This is a genomic window from Hymenobacter cellulosilyticus (genome assembly GCF_022919215.1).
In the GTDB taxonomy this organism is placed as follows: Bacteria; Bacteroidota; Bacteroidia; order Cytophagales; family Hymenobacteraceae; genus Hymenobacter; species Hymenobacter cellulosilyticus.
Genome location: NZ_CP095046.1, coordinates 5,109,828 through 5,128,656, shown reverse-complemented (window position 1 = coordinate 5,128,656; position 18,829 = coordinate 5,109,828). Strand labels below are relative to the sequence as shown.

Genomic DNA, 18,829 nt, shown 5'->3' with positions numbered 1-18,829 from the left:
CACCCACTCAATCGGCAAGCATCTAACCCTTTTACCTTTTATTGCCCATGTAAATATGCGCCGCATTAAGCTCATCGAAGTCCGCTCCGAACTAGGAGCCGGTACTCGTGGGGCCAGTCTGGGGTGGATGCCCTCCGGATTGCCTGCCTGAACAAAGGTTCTGACTATTTCCGCCGCTTCAACGCCGTCGCCGTGCCGGATCAGAACCACGTGTTGTTCGACAAAAACCATTTCCCTTTTGCCAAGCACATCGACTCGGTGTATACGGTGCAAAAGGCTATTGCCAACAACGTGGAGCAAACGCTCCGCTTCGGCGAATTCCCGGTAGTGCTGGCCGGCGACCACAGCAACGCCGCCGCCACCATTGCTGGCATCAAGGCTGCCAATCCCTACAAGACGCTGGGCGTCGTCTGGATTGATGCCCACGCCGATATCCACTCGCCCTACACCACGCCCTCGGGCAACATGCACGGCATGCCCCTGGCCATGGCTCTGGGCGAGGACAACCGGCAGTGCCAGCGCAACGAGCTGGACCCGGAAACCGAGTTTTTCTGGCGTCGCCTGCAAAATCTGGGCGAAGAAGGCCCCAAGGTCAGCCCCGAGCATCTGGTGTACGTGGTCGTGCGCGACACGGAGCACGAGGAAGATGCCGTCATCGACCGCCTCGGTATTAAAAACTTCAAGCTGCCCGAGTTCAAGGCCAAAGGCGCCCGGCAGGTGGCCCGCGAAATCTACGAGCGGCTCCGCTTCTGCGACCTGGTCTACATCAGCTTCGACGTGGACTCGCTCGACTCGCGCTTCTCCAAAGGCACCGGCACGCCCGTGGTGGATGGCCTGAATGTGGACGAAGCCATCAGCCTGTGCCGCGCTCTGCTCGACAACGACCGGGTAGTATGCTTCGAAATGGTGGAAATCAACCCGACGCTGGACAACGAGAATACCATGGCCAAGAATGCCTTTGATATCCTCGAAGCCTCAACTGATGCAATTCTGGAGCGCCTGCGCATGGAAGACGTGACCAGCCGGTAGGAGCAGAGGGGTGGGCTGTAAGCTGTGGCTACACCAGAGAAAAAAGCAGATTGAAAGCTACTACAGCAGGGTAAACAATTGCCTATTAAATTAAATGATGTTTACCAAAAATGGTAAACTTTGTGATTGATTTTTGTCAATTGTTTACCTAATGGTAGCCAGTAGGCTGTAATTTGGAAGGATGTCTACCCGAACTGGTAAGCAAAGTCATAGTTTGTTAGTAGCTGTTTACCCAACATCCTTTTAGGTTGAAAGTACGGTTGGGCAAGCTAAGAAACGGGCTGCTGCTTTGGTAAAAGCTGTGTGCAGGTTCTTGTTTGAACCCGACTTGGCTTCCGCTACTTTTGCGCATTCAACTTTCCGCCGCATTTCCCGGAGCCCCTGGCGGAGCTCCTATTTAATAAGCACCCCGTGCAACAACTCGAACAGGACATCAGAGCGGCGCTGAGCGCGGCTATACAGCAGGCTTTTAGCGTTACGGTTGCGGCCGACCAGCTCGTGATTCAGCCCACGCGCAAGGAATTTGCCGGCTCTTTCACCCTCGTAACCTTCTCCCTGACCAAAACCCTGGGCAAAGGCCCCGAGCAGATCGGGCAGGCTCTGGGCGAGTGGCTGACCGGCAACGAACCCCGCATCAGCGGCTTCAACGTGGTAAAGGGCTTCCTGAATCTGGAAGTAGCCGACCAGGAGTGGCTGCGCCTCTTTCAGGGCCTGGTGCAGCAGCCCGACGGCGCCCCGGTACGTACCGGCGGCCCCCAGGACGTGGTGGTGGAGTATTCCTCGCCCAATACGAACAAGCCCCTGCACCTGGGCCATTTGCGCAACAACTTCCTGGGCTACTCGGTGGCCGGGATTCTGGGTGCTACCGGCGCTACCGTCACCAAGGCTAACCTGGTCAATGACCGGGGCATTCACATCTGTAAGTCGATGCTGGCCTACCAGCAGTACGGCCACGGCGAAACCCCGCAGAGCGCAGGCATCAAGGGCGACCATCTGGCTGGTAAGTACTACGTGCTGTTTGAGAAGCACTACCGCGAGCAGGTAAAGCAGCTTGAAGCCGAGGGTGTGGCCGCCGACGTGGCCAAGCGCCAGGCCCCGATGATGCTCGAAGCCCAGGACATGCTGCGCGCCTGGGAAGCCAATGACGAAGCCGTAGTGAACTTGTGGAAGCAGATGAACGGCTGGGTGTACGAGGGCTTCAACGAAACCTACACCACCATTGGCGTCGATTTCGACAAATACTATTACGAGTCGGGTACCTACCTGCTGGGCAAGGAGCGCGTAGAGGAAGGCCTGCAGAAGGGCGTGTTCTTCAAGAAAGAAGACGGCTCGGTGTGGGTTGACCTCAAGGAGGAAGGTCTCGACGAGAAGCTTTTGCTGCGTGCCGACGGCACCTCGGTTTACATCACCCAGGACCTGGGCACGGCGGAGCTCAAGTACCAGGATTTTGGCTACGACCTGAGCGTCTACGTCATTGCCGACGAGCAGAACTACCACATGCAGGTGCTCAAGGCCGTGCTCAAAAAGCTGGGCAAGCCCTACGCCGACGCCATTTACCACCTCAGCTACGGCATGGTGGATTTGCCCTCGGGCAAGATGAAGTCGCGCGAAGGAACGGTGGTCGATGCCGACGAGCTGGTGCGCGAAGTGGTGGAAGCCGCCAAAGCCGCAACCCTGGAAAAAGGTAAAATCGAGGGCCTGACCGAAGACGAGCAGGCTCAGCTGTTTCACACCCTGGGCCTGGGCGCGCTGAAGTACTACCTGCTGAAAGTCGACCCCAAGAAGCGGATGCTTTTCAACCCCGAGGAATCGGTGAGTCTGGAAGGGCACACGGGTCCGTTCATTCAGTACTCCCACGCCCGGATTGCCCAGTTGCGCCGCAAGGCCGAGCAGATGGGCGTTAATTCCACTGCTGACTTCCTGAGTATTGGCGACCTGCAAAAGTCGGAGCGGGAAATGATAGAGGAGCTGGCCCGCTACGCTAACGTGGTAACCGAAGCCGCCCGCACGTTTTCACCCGCCATAGTGGCCCAATATGCCTACGACCTAGCCAAAGCCTACAACCGGTTCTACGCCGAGGTACAGGTGCTGGCCGAGCCCGACGAAGCCAAGCGGGCTTTCCGCGTAGCCCTGTCAACCCAGACGGGCCGCGCCATCAAGGCCAGCATGAAGCTGCTCGGCATTGAGGTACCGGAGCGGATGTAAAGCTCCTGAAACGCCCCTCTTTGCGAAAGGAGGGGCGTTTTGATTTTCACCTGATTCAAAAAACTGACGATATGAAAAGCGTTGCCGTGTACTGTGGGGCCAGCCCCGGATTCAATGAAGTGTACCGCCAGCAGGCCGACCTGATGGGGCAGGAGCTGGCCCAGCGGGGCATCACGCTGGTGTACGGTGGGGGCCGGGTGGGTTTGATGGGCGCCGTGGCCGACAGCGTTATCCGCAATGGAGGCAAGAGCATCGGCGTGATTCCCGACTTCCTGGCTGATAAGGAGCTGGCTCACCTGGGCCTGACGGAGCTGCACATCGTGAAAAGCATGCACGAGCGGAAGCTGCTGATGGCCGAGCTGGCCGAGGGCTTTATTGCCATGCCCGGCGGCTTTGGTACCCTGGAAGAGCTGTTCGAGGTTCTGACCTGGGGCCAGCTGGGGCTGCATAAAAAGCCCAGCGGGGTCTTCAACGTGCAGGGTTTCTACAACCACCAGCTGCAGTTTCTGGACCACATGGTGACCGAAGGCTTCCTGCGGCCCGAAAACCGCGCCCAGCTTCAGCAGGACGATACTCCCGCCGGCCTACTCAACAAGATGCTGGCCTACGTGCCTACGGACCTGGAAAAGTGGCTTACCGAGAAGCGCACCTAAGCGCTAAAAGGCCCTACCTTGTCTGGCGCGAAACATTGCTTTGCGCCGGAGAGTTACGCTGGTGCCGCAGCCGTGCCCGCTTTTTTTCAGCCCTACTCTTCCTGCTATGAAAACTGTCGGTATTCTGCTGCTTGGTTCCCTGCTGGGCGCCTGCGGCTTATCTTCTCCCTCCACTTCATCTACCCCTTCCGGCTCCATGACCAGCTCTGCTCCCGAAACTGCCGCCCGCGGCTCCGTCTACGACTTTACCGTGCAAACCATTGACGGCAAAAGTGTGCCGCTCAGTCAGTTCAAGGGCAAAAAGCTGCTTATCGTGAACGTGGCTTCGGAGTGTGGCTACACGCCCCAGTACAAGGAGCTGGAGGAGCTCTACAAGAAGCACGGCGACCGGGTGACGGTGCTGGGCTTTCCGGCCAACAACTTCGGCGGGCAGGAGCCGGGCTCAAATGAGCAGATTGCCACCTTCTGCGAGAAAAACTACGGCGTGACTTTCCCCATGTTTGCCAAAGTCTCGGTAAAGGGTGATGACACGGCCCCGCTCTACCAGTTCCTGGCCGACAAGTCCCGGAACGGGGCCATCAGCGACGCGCCCGACTGGAACTTCTGCAAGTACCTGGTCGACGAGCAGGGGCAGGTAGTAGGCTTTTACCCTCGAAGGTAAAGCCCATGAGCGACGAGCTGGTAGCGGCTATTCTGAAGTAATTTTTTGCCTTTTTTCTGAGCGTCATGCCAAGCGTGCCGAAGCACCTCTTCCGCAGTAAGTAGCTTACTAGGGCTGGGAAGGTGCTTCAGCCCGCTTGGCATGACGTTTTGTTGTTTTCTATGTCTACCATTCCTGCTTCCGCTTCTCCCGCGCCGGCTAGTCCGGCCAAAGCCTGGATTTCCGCTTTTCGGCCCCGCACGCTGCCCCTGGCCCTGGCCAGCATCATGATGGGCGGCTTTCTGGCCGCTGCCCACGGGCAATTTCGGGGCGCGGTAGTGGGCCTGGCCGCCCTGACCACCATTTTGCTTCAGATTCTGAGCAACCTGGCCAACGACTACGGCGACTCTCAGAACGGGGCCGACAGCGTGCATCGGGAAGGGCCGCAGCGGGCCGTGCAGTCGGGCGCTATTACCCCGGCCCAGATGAAAAAGGGCATGGTCGTGTTTGGGGTTTTGTCGTTTCTGGCCGGCATCAGCCTGCTGTGGGTGGCATTGGGGCTTTCGGGTCTGTGGGTGTTTCTCTCGTTTCTGGTGCTGGGCCTCTCGGCCATCTGGGCGGCCGTCAATTACACGGCGGGCTCCAAGCCCTACGGCTACGCCGGCCTGGGCGACTTGTCGGTGTTTATCTTTTTCGGGCTGGTGGGCGTGTGCGGCACGTATTATCTGCAGGCCCGGGAGCTGCCGCTTGGCGTGCTGCTGCCGGCGGCGGCCCTAGGCTGCTTTGCCACAGCCGTGCTGAACGTGAACAATATCCGGGACATTCGCTCCGATGAGCTGGCCGGCAAAATCACGATTCCGGTGCGGCTGGGGCCGGTGCGGGCCCGGCGCTACCACTGGCTGTTGCTGGTGCTGGGCCTGGGCGCAGCCATTGTCTATGTGGCCCTTACCTACCATTCGCCCTGGCAGTGGCTGTTTCTGCTGGCCGCCCCGCTGCTGCTGCGCAACGCCCGCGCCGTGTGGCAGCGTCAGGATTCGATGCAGCTCGACCCGCTGCTGAAGCAGATGGCCCTGACTACGCTGGTTTTCACCCTGCTGTTTGGGCTGGGCCAGGTGCTAGGATAAGCTAAAAATCGAGGTGCCCGGCCGGGGCTGAAATCGGCAGGTAGCAGACCTTGGCGCCGTGGCCGGGCTTGGTTAGGCGTAAGTTTCTATCTTGCCAACGCTATGTTGTAAGCTTATTCCCGATTGTCTATGGCTTCCTTTTATGCTGAGCTCCATTTGGAGGGTGTCGTTATTCCCATGCTGCAGTGCTCCTACAGCTTCCAGCAAACCACCGATGCCCGGGGCCGCGTCACGACCCGGGTGCGGCAAGGACCCCTGCAGCTGCTGCTCGACGTGCCCGACGACGGGGCCGAGCTGCTGCTGAGCTGGGCCGCCACGCCCTTCAAGCCCTTGGCCGGTCAGGTCGTGTTCTACGACGACTCCCAGGCCCGCTTGCCGCGCGAAACCATCCAGTTTGCCGCCGGCCAGTGCGTGCACTACGAGGAGGTGTTTCACGCCGCGGCGGGTGAAGAAGGAGCCTACACGTGCCAACTGACCATCACCGCGCCCGAGTTTGAGCTGCTCTCGGGTGGGCCCGCCGCGCCGGCACTGGCGGCTGCTCTCGGTGCCGCTAAAATGCCAAGCCTGGCGGCGGTGCCGTCACTGGCGCTGGCGGCTGCTGCGGCTGTTTCCTCTCCGGCCGCTGCGGCCAAGGCCTTTGTAGCCGAGTACACCCTCAGTGAGTTTGCCAAAACCATCGGGGAGCCGAGCACATGCAGCCGCCGGAGGTCATCGAGCAGATTTACGGGCTGTTCAACGCTGCTTCCGCTGCTTCCGCGCCCGGCAAGCCCTCGGCTCCGCACTGGAAAGCTGTGGAAGATTTAGTGTGCAGCAGCTACTACGTGGACCCGGCCGATGGTCAGTCCAAACCGTTGAACGGGCACTGGCCCCCGGCAAATGGCGGGTATCAGCGGCAGATGGTGCAGCTGAAAAAAGGCGACACATTCGACCGGTACCAGGGCGTGGTGGTGGATAAGAAGCCGGACCCGGCTGATCCTACCAATAAGGTGCCCCTGGAGGCCGGCGACGAGTTCGACGTAACGTTTGTCGGCACCTTTATGTCGCCGATGGGCAAGGCTGGCACGCCATCCGTACCGCAGTCGTTTGAGTCGCGGGCCCTGGACCGGGCCGAGGATAAGTACCCCTTGGCCTACACTGCGGAGGTGCTGAATGATATACCAGTCGACCTGGTGGAAGGGGAGTTGGCCGAAGTAATACCCTGGTACGGGCAGCCGGGCGGCGGCACGCAGATGCGGCTGCTCTTCAAGGACGATACGTGGCGCTACCAGGAATGGAAGCAGATGCAAGACCAACGATTCATAAAGGTTGACCTTAAATCGTCGCCCAGCGGCGAGTATAAGGTATTGCCGAACAACCGGGCGAAAAAGCTGAAATGACGCAGGGCACGCTTATACCGACGGAAACGCTTTTCATTGAGCGGGTAGGAGTGGTAGACTCGGTCACCGTGCTGGTTGAGCCCGACGAGGAGCTGCGGGAACTAGGCTGGCAGCGCAAAACCACCGTTACCCCGCATGTGCTGCCCACCCAGTTCTACATGGGCAACAAGTGGGTGGTTTCCCATACTTCTCCCACGACAGGGCAGTTGGTCGAGTGGAACTGGCAGCAGAAGCTGTTTCGGGATACGCGCTACCCGCAACGGCTGTGCCTAAGCACCCGCGGCTTCGCCAATAAAGCGCTGCTGAATAGTATAGCGGCGTTATTCCTGCGGTTGGAACCTGCCAAGCAGCCGGTAGCCGGCAGGATCAGGCCCCACGAGTACCTCGTGCAGCTGCCGGCTACTCGCTCGGGCCTGGGCGGATTCGATGGCACGCCGAACCTGCACTACTACACTGCCAGAGGGGAGCAATACCTGGCGCTGTACGCCCAGCGCTATGCCGTGAATGAGCGCCGCGTGGAAGGAGCTTCCTTTGTCAACCTCTACGAAATTGTGCAGGTGCGGCTCGACGAAGAGCGTTTTTTGCGTCTGATCCGCCAAGCTTTGGAAGCTGCCTATCATCTGCCGCTCTACTAACCTACTAGCTGGCACTTTGGCCCTACCGCCGGTGCCCTTACTCTTCGACCTTTGCTATGGGAACTCCGTCTCACCCACCTTTGATTCGCCGGTTGTCCCCGGTTGAGCGGGTTGTGATTACGCCCGTGCCGGTGCCCAATCAGCCCCTGATACCAACTCAGCCGCTGGACACCGCCCTGCCCGTGCAGTTTGCTAGTGGCAAGGGTTGGCAACTGACGCACCGCTGCCCTAGCACCGGAGAGCAGGTAGAGTGGAACTGGCAGTACCAGGAGTGGTTCAAAGAAGGCCAGGCATTGAGTACCTACAAGCTCCGCGACCAGCCGTTACTCGACGAACTGGCCAGTGTTTTTACGTGGCTCGAACCGCGCTACGAGGATACGCCCATGGGGCAGTATTACGAGTATCACCTCCTTACCCGGCCCGGCGCCGAGCCGTTGCCTACCAAGCAGGCTGCCTTTCCCGGGGTGCATTACTACACCAACGCGGCCGGTACCGCGCAGTTTCTGGCCTTGTACCAGATGAGCTACCAGTACGATGTGGAGCAGCCCGAGCGGGCATTTTTTCAAGTCGCTATTTACGAAATCGTGCAGGTAGCAGTAGCCAACGAAGAAGAGCTAGGGCACCGAATTGGCCGTGCCCAGCAAGCTGCTATTCGTCACAACCGGCTGATTGCCGGCTAGCGAAGCCCAGAGTAGCCCCCGCAGTGCCCGACCTGCCTCGATTGTCTATCTTGCCCCTTACCCTTCTTTTCTACCTATGGAATCTTCCGTGCCCCGCAGCTTTATTGATGATCTGGTCAGCTACTTCGACCAAAAGCAGGAAGTGCAGGCCGCTTATTTTGCCTTTCTCTACAGCTCCGTTAGCCAGACCCACGACCTGTTCTTAGGCGTCGAGCACGCGGGCGAACTGGAGGGTATCAAAAAGATGAGCTTGTTTATCAAGCAGGTGTACCTGCCCCAGGCGCCCATGTTTTTTGCCTCGTCGGAGGAAGATGCCGAGCTGTTTGCCACCGTACGGGAGCAGGGCCTGCAGTTTTTTAGTCGGCAGGAAGGGCGGGGCATCGAGCAGGAACTGCTCAAGGGCCTCTTCGACCAGCAGCGCGACCGGGCCGAGCTAGTCGGGACCGTGCGAAACCACGGCGTGTACGCCCTGGTGCATAAGGCTCCGCTAGAGCAGAAGCAACTCGTGGTGCAGTCCTTTTCCAAAGACGGAGAAGAGTTTACGCCCCTGTTTACCAGCCCCGATATGCTGCCGCTGGGCGGAATCGGTGCGCCGCCCGCCGGCATGGTGCTGGCCCGCCTGGTGTGGAGCAAGCACCTGGCCGGGGCCGCGCCCCGCCCGGTGGTGCTCAATCCGGATACGGCTTTTGAGGCCAGGTTTGAGTTGTAAAAGCAGAAGATGACCACTCCTTCGGCCCACAAGCCCGGATACACAGCCCAGGAGCAGCAGCTTCTGGAGGAAATTTTTCGGGAGCTACGGGACTTCACGGCCCTGCTCGACTGGCCGGCACGCTTACCGTTTGAGGTCGGCCGCTCGTTTGTACTGGCGAAGCTGGGCAACCCGGTGCAGTGGACTCTCAGGCTCACCCAGCGGGTCGGCAAGGCTACCGACGCCGTCACAGCGCAGCTTTTTCTGGCCAGACGGATTCAGGGCACGGACAAGGAAAAATGGTCGGTGGCGGAGGGCGGCTTCTGCATCAGCCACGGCCCTGCCGAAAAGGTAGCCGCCGACATTGTTCGGCTAAGCGAAAACCTGCAGCCCGTGCAGCAGCAGCTCTACGAAGATTACTATGGCACCTTTTACAACCCGTAGGGGAGGAGCCTAGGCAGCTTTACTAGTTGATGCAGTCCTAGCCACCGGTACTAAATTGCCAAGAAAACGGAACCAGAAAACCAGTCAGTGGTGCCGAGTGGACTCCCTGGGGCTGACGCCATGCCTCGCCAACCAAAGCAAAGCCACTTACCGGCAGAAAAAAAAGCAGAAACTTTGCGCGAGCGTAAAGTTTCCGGGCGGGCTTTTCGTCTATAGCAGAAACCGGGGAATACCGCAGGCCTTCGTTGCCGAGGGCCGCGCTTCTCTCACCTGTAGCGGTAGTTACCCGGCCCGTACTCTATGGCTTCATTTCGTCAAAAACTTCTTAAGGCGCTGTACCCGCTGATTATGCGCCTTTCAAAATCCGGCAGCCGGGGCAAGGTGCTTGAAAACAAGCAGCCGGCCCCGCCACCCGTATCCTTCTACTCCCTGGCGGGCCACCTCAACTCGGGCCAGAAATTGTCCTTCGCCGACCTGCGGGGCAAGCAGGTGCTGCTGGTCAACACGGCGTCCAACTGCGGCTACACCAACCAGTACGAGGAACTGCAGCAGCTTTCCGCACAGTTTACCGACGATTTGGTCGTCCTGGGCTTTCCGGCCAACGACTTCAAGGAGCAGGAGCAGGCCGACGACCACGCCATTGAGCAGTTCTGCCAGGTTAATTTCGGCGTGACCTTTCCGCTGATGAAAAAAAGCGTCGTGGTCAAACAAGGCGGGCAGAATCCGGTTTACCAGTGGCTGACGCAAGCCCGCCAGAATGGCTGGAACGAGCAGGCGCCCGATTGGAACTTCTCTAAATATCTCATCAGTGCCGACGGTAACTTGACGCACTATTTCGGCCCGGCCGTTTCGCCCCTGAGTGAAACAATTGTAAAGACTATCCGGCCGCGGCAAATAGTGTAATTTTTAGGGCGTAGCTTTGCGTCCTTCTCCCCGCTCTACCTTATCCCACCAATTCCTACGCTGCTGCCCCGATTCGGCTCACCGGCTCAGGCATGCCTTTTTCGCAACGAAGTTCGCCAAAACTGCCTGGCAGTAACTTGGTTAGAAGAAGATGTGCGGGTAGTATTATAATTTTTTTGCTGCGACTTTTCTTTTTTCGGCATTTCTGCTTCACGGCTAGTTAAGGCCGGAGTGCTGAGGCGTTTATAAACTTTCCAGGAGTTGTGTTATGCAACAAGCTACCCACTCTCAACCCGAACCGCAATCCGCAACCCTCTATTCCGTGGTGTTTTATGTGGGCCTGTTGGGCTTCGTCGGCCTGTCCATCTTCTTTACTCCCCTCATTCAGCTGCTGGCCGACTAAGTAGCGGCTGCGCCTGCACCCGGGCCAGCCCGGTGCAACTCCCCGGGGCGGTTCGGGCTCCTGAGGCCAAACTGCCCCGGACCGGAGCCGCCTGTACGCCCATTCTCATTGCGAAGAAGCGCCGCCATCTGGTTTGACGTTTCTGCTTCCTGTTTTCTATGAAACGATTTATACTCCTGCTGATTTTCGGACTGGGCCTGCTCGCGCAGCCAACTGCCGGACTGGCCCAGCGGATCCTGTTTAGCGGCCAGATTACCGAGGCCGCCACCGGGCAGCCCGTGCCGTTTGCCTCCGTCTTCGTGAAAGGCAGCAGCGTGGGCACCACCGCCGACGACCAGGGCCGCTACCAGCTGAGCGTACCCCAGCCCATCGACTCCCTGTCAGCGTCGGCTATGGGGTACCGGGCCAAAAGCCGGGCCGTGGGCGGCAGGTTCAGCAAACCGTCAACCTGACCCTGGCCTCGGCGGCCGTGTCGCTGGGCGAAGTGGTGGTACGTTCCACCGAAAATCCGGCGTTTGCCATCCTGCGCAAGGTGCAGCAGCACAAGCGGCAAAACGACAAGGCCCGGCTCGACGCCTTCGAATTTGACAGCTACAACCGCATCGAGGCCAGCCTGTCGGATATCACCGACCGCCTGGCCCGGCGCAAGGTGATTCGGGACATTACGACGATGGCCAGCGCGGTGGGGGAGATGGGGCGCAATGCCCAGGGCAAACCCACGGTGCCGGTATTCGGGTCGGAAGTGGTGTCGCGCTACTACGTGCGGCACCGCCCGGTGCGGGAGCGGGAGGAAATCCGCCACTCCCAGCTCTATGGGGCCGCCCCGCGCGACGGCACAGTCTTGTCGCAGCTGCTGGGCTCCTCGTTTCAGGACTACGACTTTTACCCCAACTGGCAGGTGGTGATGGGCAAGGACTTCATCTCGCCCATTGCCGACGGCTGGCGCATCACCTACGATTACGACCTGGAAGACTCCGTAATGGTGGGCCAGGACCGTTGCTACCAGCTCAAGGTGTTTCCGCGCCGGGCTCAGGACCTGGCTTTCACCGGCCGTATCTGGATTACGACCGGCACTTATGCCCTGCGCAAGCTGGATTTGACCGTCGACCCCAAGGCCAATATCAACTTCGTCGACCAGATCCGCATTCAGCAGGACCTGACGCCTACTGCCGCCGGGCCCTGGCTGCCGAGCCGCACCCAGGTAGTGGTGGGCCTGAAGCCCACGCCCAAGCAAACCGGCCTGCTGGTGCGCTTCACCACGATTAACTCCCAGTTTGTGGTGCAACAGCCCCACGAGCTGGCCTTTTATGACCAGCCCCTGGCCACGGCCGCCGACGCGCTGAAAGTGCCCGTCGGCTTCTGGGAACAGCACCGCCCCGATACGCTCACGGCCCAGGAAGCCCGCACCCTTACCGTGCTCGACTCGGTGGGCAAGCTGCCTTCGGTGCGCACGTTTCTGGAGCTAGCCGATTTGGTTGTGAACGGCTACCAGCCCCTGGGCAAGCGGGAGCTGGTGGAGTTTGGACCCGTGCTCTATAGCTACAATTGGAACAACGTGGAAGGCAACCGCCTGCGGGCCGGCCTGCGCACCACGCCGGCTCTCAGCCCCGACTGGCTGGCCCAGGGCTACCTGGCCTACGGCACCCGCGACGGGGAATTCAAGTACGGCCTCTCCGCCGACCGAATCGTGAACCGGCCCAACTGGACCGTGCTCAGCCTCAAGCACAGCCGCGACGTGGACCTAGTAGCCCTGCTCGACAACGACATGGCCCTGGAAAGTCCCTTGTTTGAGGTAGCCGCCCGCTTTGGCAACATCAAGCCCCTGCTGCCCCTGTGGCGGGAAGTGACCAGCGTTTCGGCCCAGTCCGACCTGTTTCACAACTTCACCCAGAAAGCCACGCTGCGCCACCAGCGTTTCGACCCGCTCTACAATTTTGCCTACTACACCGGGCCCGCCCAAACGCCCGACGCACCCACCGCCCACCGGTTTCAGCTCTCGGAAGTGGTACTCGAGTCGCGCTACGCCCCGGGCGAAGTGCTGGTGCAGAACCAGAACCACCGCACGGCCGTGGGCCTGATGAAGTGGCCGGTCTTTACCCTGCGCTATACCCTGGGCCTGGACGGTGTACTGGGCAGCGACTTTGCCTACCACAAGTTTAACTTTGCCATGACCCAGAGCTTACCCCTGGGCCAGCTGGGCCGCACTGAGTACGTGCTCGACGCGGGCTATATTCCCAGTACGGTGCCGTACCCGGTATTGAAGGCGCACCTGGGCAATGAGTCGCCTATCTACACATCGAGTGCCTACAACCTGATGGGCTACTTCGAGTTCGTCAGTGACCGGTACGTGTCGCTGCACGCCGAGCACTATTTCGAAGGGCTGCTTATCAATGCCGTTCCGCTGCTCAAAAAGCTGGATTGGCGCCTAGTGGCCACGGGCAACGTACTGCAGGGTAGCCTGCGCGAAGCCAACCGCAACACCACGCCCCTGGCCGACGCCAGCGGAATTGCCACGCCCACCTTCCGTTCCCTGGGCGCTACACCTTATGTGGAAGTCGGCTACGGCGTAGAAAACATCCTCAAGTTCATCCGCGTCGACTTTCTGCACCGCCTCACCTACCGCGACCTGCCCGACGTGCGCACCTTCGGCGTGAAAGTCTGCGCCCAGTTTAAGCTGTAGCCCTCGGTGGACTATTCTGGAATCGGGAATGGCTTCTCTCATACTTGGCGGCGTCCTGAAAGAGAGCAGGCGCGCCGAATTACACAAAAAAGCCCCTGACTTGTCAGGGGCTTTTTTGTGTAATTCGGCGCGCTATTCGGCGCTGGGAGCAGCCTGCGGAGCCGTTTCGGGCGAGCCTTCCGGGCGGGGGCCACGGCCACTTCGGTTACGGCCGCCACGCTTGCGGCGCTTGGGCTTGTCGCCGTTTTCGCCTTCGGCCCGGGGTTCCCGAACTTCTCCTTCCGGCCGGGGAGCGCGCGGCTCCCGTGGCGGCCGTGCTTCACCCTCCGGGCGCGGCGGGCGCTGATAGGGAACGGCCGGAGCACCACCAGCATCAATAGCAGCCAGGGCCGCCTGGGCGTTGGCTATGCGCTCCTTGTGGCGCGGATCTTTCGAATCGGCGTCGCGGCGGGGTGGGCGCCCACCTTCGCCCCGGGCGCGCCGCCTTCCGGGCGCGGGCCGCGGCTGCCACCGCCGGAGCGGCCACCACGCTCGGGCCGTCCCCCGACTTTGCCGCCCAGGCCGCTGAAGCGCTTGGGGTCAAATTCGGGTGCCGGGCCCAAACCCAGTTCCTCGGTAATACTTTGCTTGTCGACTTCGCGCTCAATGAGCTTTTCAATCTTGAGCACGCGGTCCTGGTCCTGGTCGGCAATGAAGGTAATGGCCGTGCCTTTGGTGGCGGCCCGGGCCGTGCGGCCAATGCGGTGCACGTAATCTTCGGCCGCGCGCGGGATGTCGTAGTTCACCACGTGGCTCAGGGAGTCGATGTCGATGCCCCGGCTGAGTACGTCGGTCGCCACCAGAATCGGAAACTGCTTGTTCTTGAAGTCGCGCATAATCTGCTCGCGCTCCTCCTGGGTGCGGTCCGAGCTGATGCCCTGGGCCACGTAGCCCAGCTTGTTGATGGCCCGCACGATGCCGGCCACGGCAGCCTTCTGGGAGGTAAAGAGCACCATGCTCTGCACTTCCTGGGTTTTGAGCAGGTGCTCGAGCAGGTAAATCTTCTGGCGGTCGAAAGCCATGTAAAACTGCTGATCGATGCCGGCAGCGGGCTTGGACACGGCCAGGCGAATTTCCTCGGGCTCGTTGAGAATCTGCTTCGAGAAGTCCCGGATTTTGTTGGGCATGGTAGCCGAGAACAGCAAGGTCTGCCGCTCCTTGGGCAGCTGGCGCACGATGTTCAGAATATCGTCCGAGAAGCCCATGTCCATCATTTTGTCAGCCTCGTCGAGCACCAGGTACTTGATCTGGTCAAACTTGACGTAGCCCATCTGCAGGTGGGCAATCAGGCGGCCGGGCGTAGCGATGATGATGTCGGCTCCGCTGGTCAGGGCGCGCTTTTGCTGCTCCCAGTTCTCGCTTTTGCCGCCGCCGTAGATGGCAATGCTGCTGGCTTCCACGAAGTAGCCGAAGCCCGTTACCTGCTCGTCGATCTGCGTGGCCAGCTCGCGCGTGGGCACCAGAATCAGGGTGGAGGTAGTGCCGTGCTTGGCGTGGGAAATCTTGTCGAGCAGGGGCAGCAGGTAAGCGGCGGTTTTGCCGGTGCCGGTCTGGGCGCAGGCAATCAGGTCTTTGCCTTCAATAATTTTGGGAATGGCCTGCTCTTGGATAGGCGTGGCATTCAGGTAGTTCATGGCATCCACGCCGGCCAGCAGGTCGTCGTGAAGATTAAAATCAGAAAACTTCAAGGTTCAGCTAAATAATTGTGAGAAAAGGCTGACCCTGTTTTTCGGCCAGCGAACCGCTTGATTTGGGAGTAAATATACAGGATTTCCTAGGCCTGCTGTTCAGGTCGGCAGCCGCGGCCGGCAACGGGTAAAACCCAATAGATTTGCCTTCGGATTCAGCAAGCCGGCAGTTGGTACCCGCTGCCGCTTCTAGTTGCTCTCCCAGTCAATAGTCAGTAGCCCAACACCCAATGTCACTTTCCAGTTCTGCCGCTCCCGTTACCGCCCTTTACCTTTTGCCGACCTGCTGGTGCTGGAGCTGGCCAGCGTGCTGGCCGGGCCGCAGGTGGGGCAGTTTTTTGCCGAGCTGGGCGCCACCGTCCTCAAAGTGGAAGCCCCGGCCGGCGACGTGACCCGCACCTGGAAAACCCGCGCCGAAACCACCGATTCTGACGTGTCGGCCTATTTCAGCTGCGCCAACTGGGGCAAACAGTCGGTGGTGCTAGACCTGACCACGGCCGCCGGAAAAGAACAAGTGCAGCAGCTGGCCGCCCGCGCCGACGTGGTAGTGGCCAGCTACAAGCCCGGCGACGCCGAAAAGCTGGGCGTCGACTACGCCACGCTTCGGGCCCAGAATCCAGGGCTGATTTACGCCCACCTCACCGGTTACGGCCCGGCCGTGGCCCGGGCCGGCTACGATGCCGTGCTACAGGCCGAGGCGGGCTTTATGCACCTGAATGCCAAGCCCGGGCAGGAACCGCAGAAAATGCCCGTCGCCATGATTGACCTGCTGGCCGCGCATCAGCTCAAGGAAGGCCTGCTCACGGCGCTTTACCACCGCTGCCGCACGGGGCAGGGTAGTCTGGTGCAGGTTTCTTTGCTCGACAGTGCCCTGGCGTCGCTGGCCAACCAGGCGGCTAGCTGGCTGGTCACGGGCCGCGACCCGCAGCCGCTGGGCTCGGGCCACCCCAGCATCGTGCCCTACGGGACGGTGTATGCCGCCGGCAACGGCCGCAGCCTAGTGCTGGCCGTGGGCGCCGACCGGCAGTTTCGGCATCTGTGCCAGGCGTTGGGCCGGCCGGAGTGGGCTACTGAGGCGCGGTTTCAGACCAACGAAGCCCGTGTGGCCCACCGCGCGGAGCTGGAAAGCCTGCTGCAGGCCCGGGTTGCCGAAGTAAATGGGGACGAGTTGCTAAGCCAGCTGGAGGAGCTGGGCGTACCGGCCGGGGCCGTGCGCACGGTGGGGGAGGCCCTGGCGCTGGAGTCGGGCCAGCAGATGCTGCTGCCGACGGCCGAAGCTGGCTTTCAGGGACTTCGGACGGTGGCTTTCCAGAGCAGCAGCTGGCCGCGGGCGGCAGCGTTGGTTGCGCCACCGCACCTGGGTGAACATACCGCCGAGGTAATTGCAGGCCAGGAATAGGAAGTTGGATACAACTACGAAACCGTCAGTTTGCGTAGGTAAAGGCAGGAAATAACCGGAATTGGCCTTGCACCTACGGCCAGCCGGTTGCTACATTCCCATTCGGACGCCTCGGAATCGGCTGCGGCTGGCTTCCGGACCGTCTTTTTGTTCATCGTACTGCTCTGCCTTATGCCCCATACGACCCCGCCAACTGTAACGTCCCTCGTTGAGAATCCGGCTGCCGCTCCGGCCGCGCCGGCGCCCGAACCCAGTGCCGAAAAAAGCCCAGAGGCATCGGCCGGCGCCACAGCTACCAACAACCTGCCCACCTCGGCGCCCGGCTCACCGGCGGAAGCCCCGGCCGACCGCCTCGACCAGATATTTGAGGGCTTGCAGCAGAAGTCCATTGCCAAGCAGGCCATTTTCCGCAACACCCGCGCCGCTTTCGACATGCTGCGCCTCGTGTCGCAGGAGCTGGTGGTAGAGCTTAGCCGCAAGATTACGCCCGTCGACTCGAACGTGCTGATTGAGTACAGGCCCGTGAACGACATGGAGTTTCACATCAAGTTCTCGGGCGACCTGCTCATCTTCGTGATGCACTCCAACATTGTGACTTTCCCCGAAGACTACGGGCCTATGGCGTCCAAATACGTGGAGGAAGACTTCCGGCGGCGGTTTTTTGGCCACATCATGGCCTACAACTTCATGGCCGACAGCATCAAGTACCAGCGCATGAACGACCCGGGCTACCTGGTGGGCCGCTTGCTAGTCAACATCGACAGCCACTATTTCCTCGAAGGCGTGCAGCAGCTGGAGCTGCCCGACAACGACATGGCCGACAACCTGATTACGCCCGACATGATGCGCCTGTTCGTGGAAAGCGCCATGATTGCGGCCGTCAACAACGACCTGATTGCTCCGCCCATGCAGGACATCCAGAAAATTACCGTCAAGCAAAAAGTCGAGAACCAGCAGGTAAGCCGCGGCAGTAAAGTCGGTTTCAGCTTTTCCAACGAGCAGCACCAGTCAATCGACGGGTTGGTGTACTAGCAGTGAGCTAGTGAGGTGGTGAAATGGTGAGTTGACGTTCAAACGTGCTCTGTCATTGCGAGCGAAGCGCGGCAATCCGTCCTCTGAAGTGTGCTGAGTGCTCCTAACTGAAAAGCCCTTTCTCGTTGCTACGGGAAAGGGCTTTCTGGTAAAAGACAGGAATACCTGCGCAGAGGACGGATTGCTTCGGCCTTTGGCCTCGCAAGGACAAGCGGCTTTTAGTTACCTACCGCCGCAGGTAGCCTACTTTTTCCCGCACTTTGTTCAGCACTTCGCTGCCGTAGGCCTGGGCTTTGCGGGCACCCTCGGCCAGTCGCTTGTCGACCTCGGGCAGGTTGCTCATGTAGAAGTTGAACTGTTCCCGCTCGGTGGCGAAGCGGGTCCGGATAACCTCGTAAAGGGCCGTCTTGGCATGGCCGTAGCCGTAGCCGCCACGCAGGTAGTTCTGGCGCATTTCCTCGACTTCGGCCGGGGTGGCCAACAGGGAAAACAGCTTGAAGGTAATGTCGGTATCGGGGTTTTTGGGGGCTTCCAGCGGGGTGCTGTCCGAAATAATGCTGCGGATGTTCTTGAGCAGGGCTTTGTCGTCCTGGAAAATGTCGATGATATTGCCGTAGCTCTTGCTCATCTTCTGCCCATCAAGGCCGGGAACCGTCATCAGCTCGGCATCCACGCGGGCCTGGGGCAGCACGAAGGTTTCCCCGTAGCGGTTGTTGAAGGTCGAGGCAATGTCGCGGGCTATTTCCAGGTGCTGAATCTGGTCCTTGCCCACGGGCACCACTTCCGCGTCGTAGAGCAGAATATCGGCCGCCATCAGCACGGGGTAGGTAAACAGGCCCGCATTCACGTCCGAGAGCCGGTCCGACTTGTCCTTGAACGAGTGGGCGTTGGCCAGCATCGGGTAGGGCGTAAAGCACGACAGATACCACGTCAGCTCGGCCACCTGCGGCACATCCGACTGCCGGTAGAACAGGTTCTTCTCGGTGTCGAAACCACAGGCCAGCCAGGCGGCGGCCACCGCGTAGGTGTTCTGGCGCAGCAGCTCGGCGTCGCGCACGGTGGTCAGGGAGTGCAGGTCGGCAATGAAGTACAGGGATTCATTGGCCGTGTGTTTAGACAGCGCAATGGCGGGCAGAATGGCGCCGAGCAGGTTGCCCAGATGGGGGCGGCCAGTGCTCTGAATGCCGGTCAGGATGCGGGACATGGAAAAG

General features: G+C 60.3%; 19 protein-coding genes. 17 read left to right on the top strand and 2 right to left on the bottom strand.

Annotated elements, in window-relative coordinates:
* Nucleotides 1-123: 123 nt before the first annotated feature.
* From MUN79_RS25200 to MUN79_RS25135, 15 genes are all read left to right on the top strand, one after another.
* Nucleotides 124-1,029, top strand: coding sequence for an arginase (locus MUN79_RS25200; protein ID WP_311136593.1), 906 nt, complete (start codon nucleotides 124-126; stop codon nucleotides 1,027-1,029).
* Nucleotides 1,030-1,440: 411 nt separating this feature from the next.
* Nucleotides 1,441-3,234 carry an arginine--tRNA ligase gene (argS, locus tag MUN79_RS25195; protein WP_244675260.1) on the top strand — a complete coding sequence of 598 codons (1,794 nt, stop codon included), beginning with the start codon at nucleotides 1,441-1,443 and terminating at the stop codon, nucleotides 3,232-3,234.
* Between the two features lie 71 nt (nucleotides 3,235-3,305).
* Nucleotides 3,306-3,887: an LOG family protein gene (locus MUN79_RS25190; RefSeq protein WP_244675259.1), complete on the top strand. Its 582-nt coding sequence runs from the start codon at nucleotides 3,306-3,308 to the stop codon at nucleotides 3,885-3,887.
* 106 nt (nucleotides 3,888-3,993) lie between these two features.
* The gene (locus MUN79_RS25185) at nucleotides 3,994-4,548 is read left to right on the top strand and encodes a glutathione peroxidase (RefSeq protein ID WP_311136592.1); all 555 of its coding nucleotides are present in this window, start codon (nucleotides 3,994-3,996) and stop codon (nucleotides 4,546-4,548) included.
* Between the two features lie 161 nt (nucleotides 4,549-4,709).
* A complete protein-coding gene (locus tag MUN79_RS25180) occupies nucleotides 4,710-5,651 on the top strand; it encodes a 1,4-dihydroxy-2-naphthoate polyprenyltransferase (protein ID WP_244675258.1) in 942 nt (313 codons plus the stop codon).
* A gap of 129 nt (nucleotides 5,652-5,780) precedes the next feature.
* Nucleotides 5,781-6,455, top strand: a complete 675-nt coding sequence (tssD, locus tag MUN79_RS25175; RefSeq protein WP_244675257.1) for a type VI secretion system tube protein TssD — start codon at nucleotides 5,781-5,783, stop codon at nucleotides 6,453-6,455.
* Nucleotides 6,344-7,027 carry a TNT domain-containing protein gene (locus tag MUN79_RS25170; protein WP_244675256.1) on the top strand — a complete coding sequence of 228 codons (684 nt, stop codon included), beginning with the start codon at nucleotides 6,344-6,346 and terminating at the stop codon, nucleotides 7,025-7,027. Before tssD ends, MUN79_RS25170 begins: the two co-directional genes overlap by 112 nt.
* Complete coding sequence (locus tag MUN79_RS25165) at nucleotides 7,024-7,662, top strand: hypothetical protein (RefSeq protein WP_244675255.1); 639 nt, start codon at nucleotides 7,024-7,026, stop codon at nucleotides 7,660-7,662. Before MUN79_RS25170 ends, MUN79_RS25165 begins: the two co-directional genes overlap by 4 nt.
* 56 nt (nucleotides 7,663-7,718) lie before the next feature.
* Entirely contained in the window at nucleotides 7,719-8,342 is a 624-nt protein-coding gene (locus MUN79_RS25160) for a hypothetical protein (RefSeq protein ID WP_244675254.1), read from the top strand.
* A gap of 76 nt (nucleotides 8,343-8,418) precedes the next feature.
* Nucleotides 8,419-9,051, top strand: coding sequence for an SseB family protein (locus MUN79_RS25155; RefSeq protein ID WP_244675253.1), 633 nt, complete (start codon nucleotides 8,419-8,421; stop codon nucleotides 9,049-9,051).
* Nucleotides 9,052-9,060: 9 nt separating this feature from the next.
* Complete coding sequence (locus tag MUN79_RS25150) at nucleotides 9,061-9,474, top strand: hypothetical protein (RefSeq protein WP_244675252.1); 414 nt, start codon at nucleotides 9,061-9,063, stop codon at nucleotides 9,472-9,474.
* Nucleotides 9,475-9,774: 300 nt separating this feature from the next.
* Nucleotides 9,775-10,377: a glutathione peroxidase gene (locus MUN79_RS25145; RefSeq protein WP_244675251.1), complete on the top strand. Its 603-nt coding sequence runs from the start codon at nucleotides 9,775-9,777 to the stop codon at nucleotides 10,375-10,377.
* Nucleotides 10,378-10,645: 268 nt separating this feature from the next.
* Nucleotides 10,646-10,780, top strand: coding sequence for a hypothetical protein (locus MUN79_RS30400; RefSeq protein ID WP_262922943.1), 135 nt, complete (start codon nucleotides 10,646-10,648; stop codon nucleotides 10,778-10,780).
* A 158-nt stretch (nucleotides 10,781-10,938) separates the two neighbouring features.
* The gene (locus MUN79_RS25140; protein WP_244675250.1) at nucleotides 10,939-11,232 is read left to right on the top strand and encodes a carboxypeptidase-like regulatory domain-containing protein; all 294 of its coding nucleotides are present in this window, start codon (nucleotides 10,939-10,941) and stop codon (nucleotides 11,230-11,232) included.
* Between the two features lie 17 nt (nucleotides 11,233-11,249).
* The gene (locus MUN79_RS25135; RefSeq protein WP_244675249.1) at nucleotides 11,250-13,460 is read left to right on the top strand and encodes a DUF5686 family protein; all 2,211 of its coding nucleotides are present in this window, start codon (nucleotides 11,250-11,252) and stop codon (nucleotides 13,458-13,460) included.
* A 404-nt stretch (nucleotides 13,461-13,864) separates the two neighbouring features.
* Here the strand turns inward: MUN79_RS25135 and MUN79_RS25130 are convergent, their stop codons facing one another.
* Nucleotides 13,865-15,187 carry a DEAD/DEAH box helicase gene (locus MUN79_RS25130; RefSeq protein ID WP_244675248.1) on the bottom strand — a complete coding sequence of 441 codons (1,323 nt, stop codon included), beginning with the start codon at nucleotides 15,185-15,187 and terminating at the stop codon, nucleotides 13,865-13,867.
* A gap of 289 nt (nucleotides 15,188-15,476) precedes the next feature.
* Between MUN79_RS25130 and MUN79_RS25125 the strand changes: the two genes are divergently transcribed.
* Entirely contained in the window at nucleotides 15,477-16,586 is a 1,110-nt protein-coding gene (locus tag MUN79_RS25125; RefSeq protein WP_244675247.1) for a CaiB/BaiF CoA transferase family protein, read from the top strand.
* Between the two features lie 171 nt (nucleotides 16,587-16,757).
* Complete coding sequence (locus tag MUN79_RS25120) at nucleotides 16,758-17,618, top strand: hypothetical protein (RefSeq protein WP_244675246.1); 861 nt, start codon at nucleotides 16,758-16,760, stop codon at nucleotides 17,616-17,618.
* 226 nt (nucleotides 17,619-17,844) lie between these two features.
* Here the strand turns inward: MUN79_RS25120 and trpS are convergent, their stop codons facing one another.
* On the bottom strand, nucleotides 17,845-18,822 hold the full coding sequence (gene trpS / locus MUN79_RS25115; protein ID WP_244675245.1) for a tryptophan--tRNA ligase: 978 nt from the start codon (nucleotides 18,820-18,822) through the stop codon (nucleotides 17,845-17,847).
* Nucleotides 18,823-18,829: the final 7 nt, after the last annotated feature.

What these genes read in the sequence shown, in the direction of transcription:
- MUN79_RS25190 (WP_244675259.1), top strand. Translation starts at nt 3,306, where the DNA reads ATGAAAAGCGTTGCCGTGTACTGTGGGGCCAGCCCCGGATTCAATGAA.
- MUN79_RS25185 (WP_311136592.1), top strand. Translation starts at nt 3,994, where the DNA reads ATGAAAACTGTCGGTATTCTGCTGCTTGGTTCCCTGCTGGGCGCCTGC.
- MUN79_RS25180 (WP_244675258.1), top strand. Translation starts at nt 4,710, where the DNA reads ATGTCTACCATTCCTGCTTCCGCTTCTCCCGCGCCGGCTAGTCCGGCC.
- tssD (WP_244675257.1), top strand. Translation starts at nt 5,781, where the DNA reads ATGGCTTCCTTTTATGCTGAGCTCCATTTGGAGGGTGTCGTTATTCCC.
- MUN79_RS25170 (WP_244675256.1), top strand. Translation starts at nt 6,344, where the DNA reads ATGCAGCCGCCGGAGGTCATCGAGCAGATTTACGGGCTGTTCAACGCT.
- MUN79_RS25165 (WP_244675255.1), top strand. Translation starts at nt 7,024, where the DNA reads ATGACGCAGGGCACGCTTATACCGACGGAAACGCTTTTCATTGAGCGG.
- MUN79_RS25160 (WP_244675254.1), top strand. Translation starts at nt 7,719, where the DNA reads ATGGGAACTCCGTCTCACCCACCTTTGATTCGCCGGTTGTCCCCGGTT.
- MUN79_RS25155 (WP_244675253.1), top strand. Translation starts at nt 8,419, where the DNA reads ATGGAATCTTCCGTGCCCCGCAGCTTTATTGATGATCTGGTCAGCTAC.
- MUN79_RS25150 (WP_244675252.1), top strand. Translation starts at nt 9,061, where the DNA reads ATGACCACTCCTTCGGCCCACAAGCCCGGATACACAGCCCAGGAGCAG.
- MUN79_RS25145 (WP_244675251.1), top strand. Translation starts at nt 9,775, where the DNA reads ATGGCTTCATTTCGTCAAAAACTTCTTAAGGCGCTGTACCCGCTGATT.
- MUN79_RS30400 (WP_262922943.1), top strand. Translation starts at nt 10,646, where the DNA reads ATGCAACAAGCTACCCACTCTCAACCCGAACCGCAATCCGCAACCCTC.
- MUN79_RS25140 (WP_244675250.1), top strand. Translation starts at nt 10,939, where the DNA reads ATGAAACGATTTATACTCCTGCTGATTTTCGGACTGGGCCTGCTCGCG.
- MUN79_RS25120 (WP_244675246.1), top strand. Translation starts at nt 16,758, where the DNA reads ATGCCCCATACGACCCCGCCAACTGTAACGTCCCTCGTTGAGAATCCG.
- trpS (WP_244675245.1), bottom strand. Translation starts at nt 18,822, where the DNA reads ATGTCCCGCATCCTGACCGGCATTCAGAGCACTGGCCGCCCCCATCTG.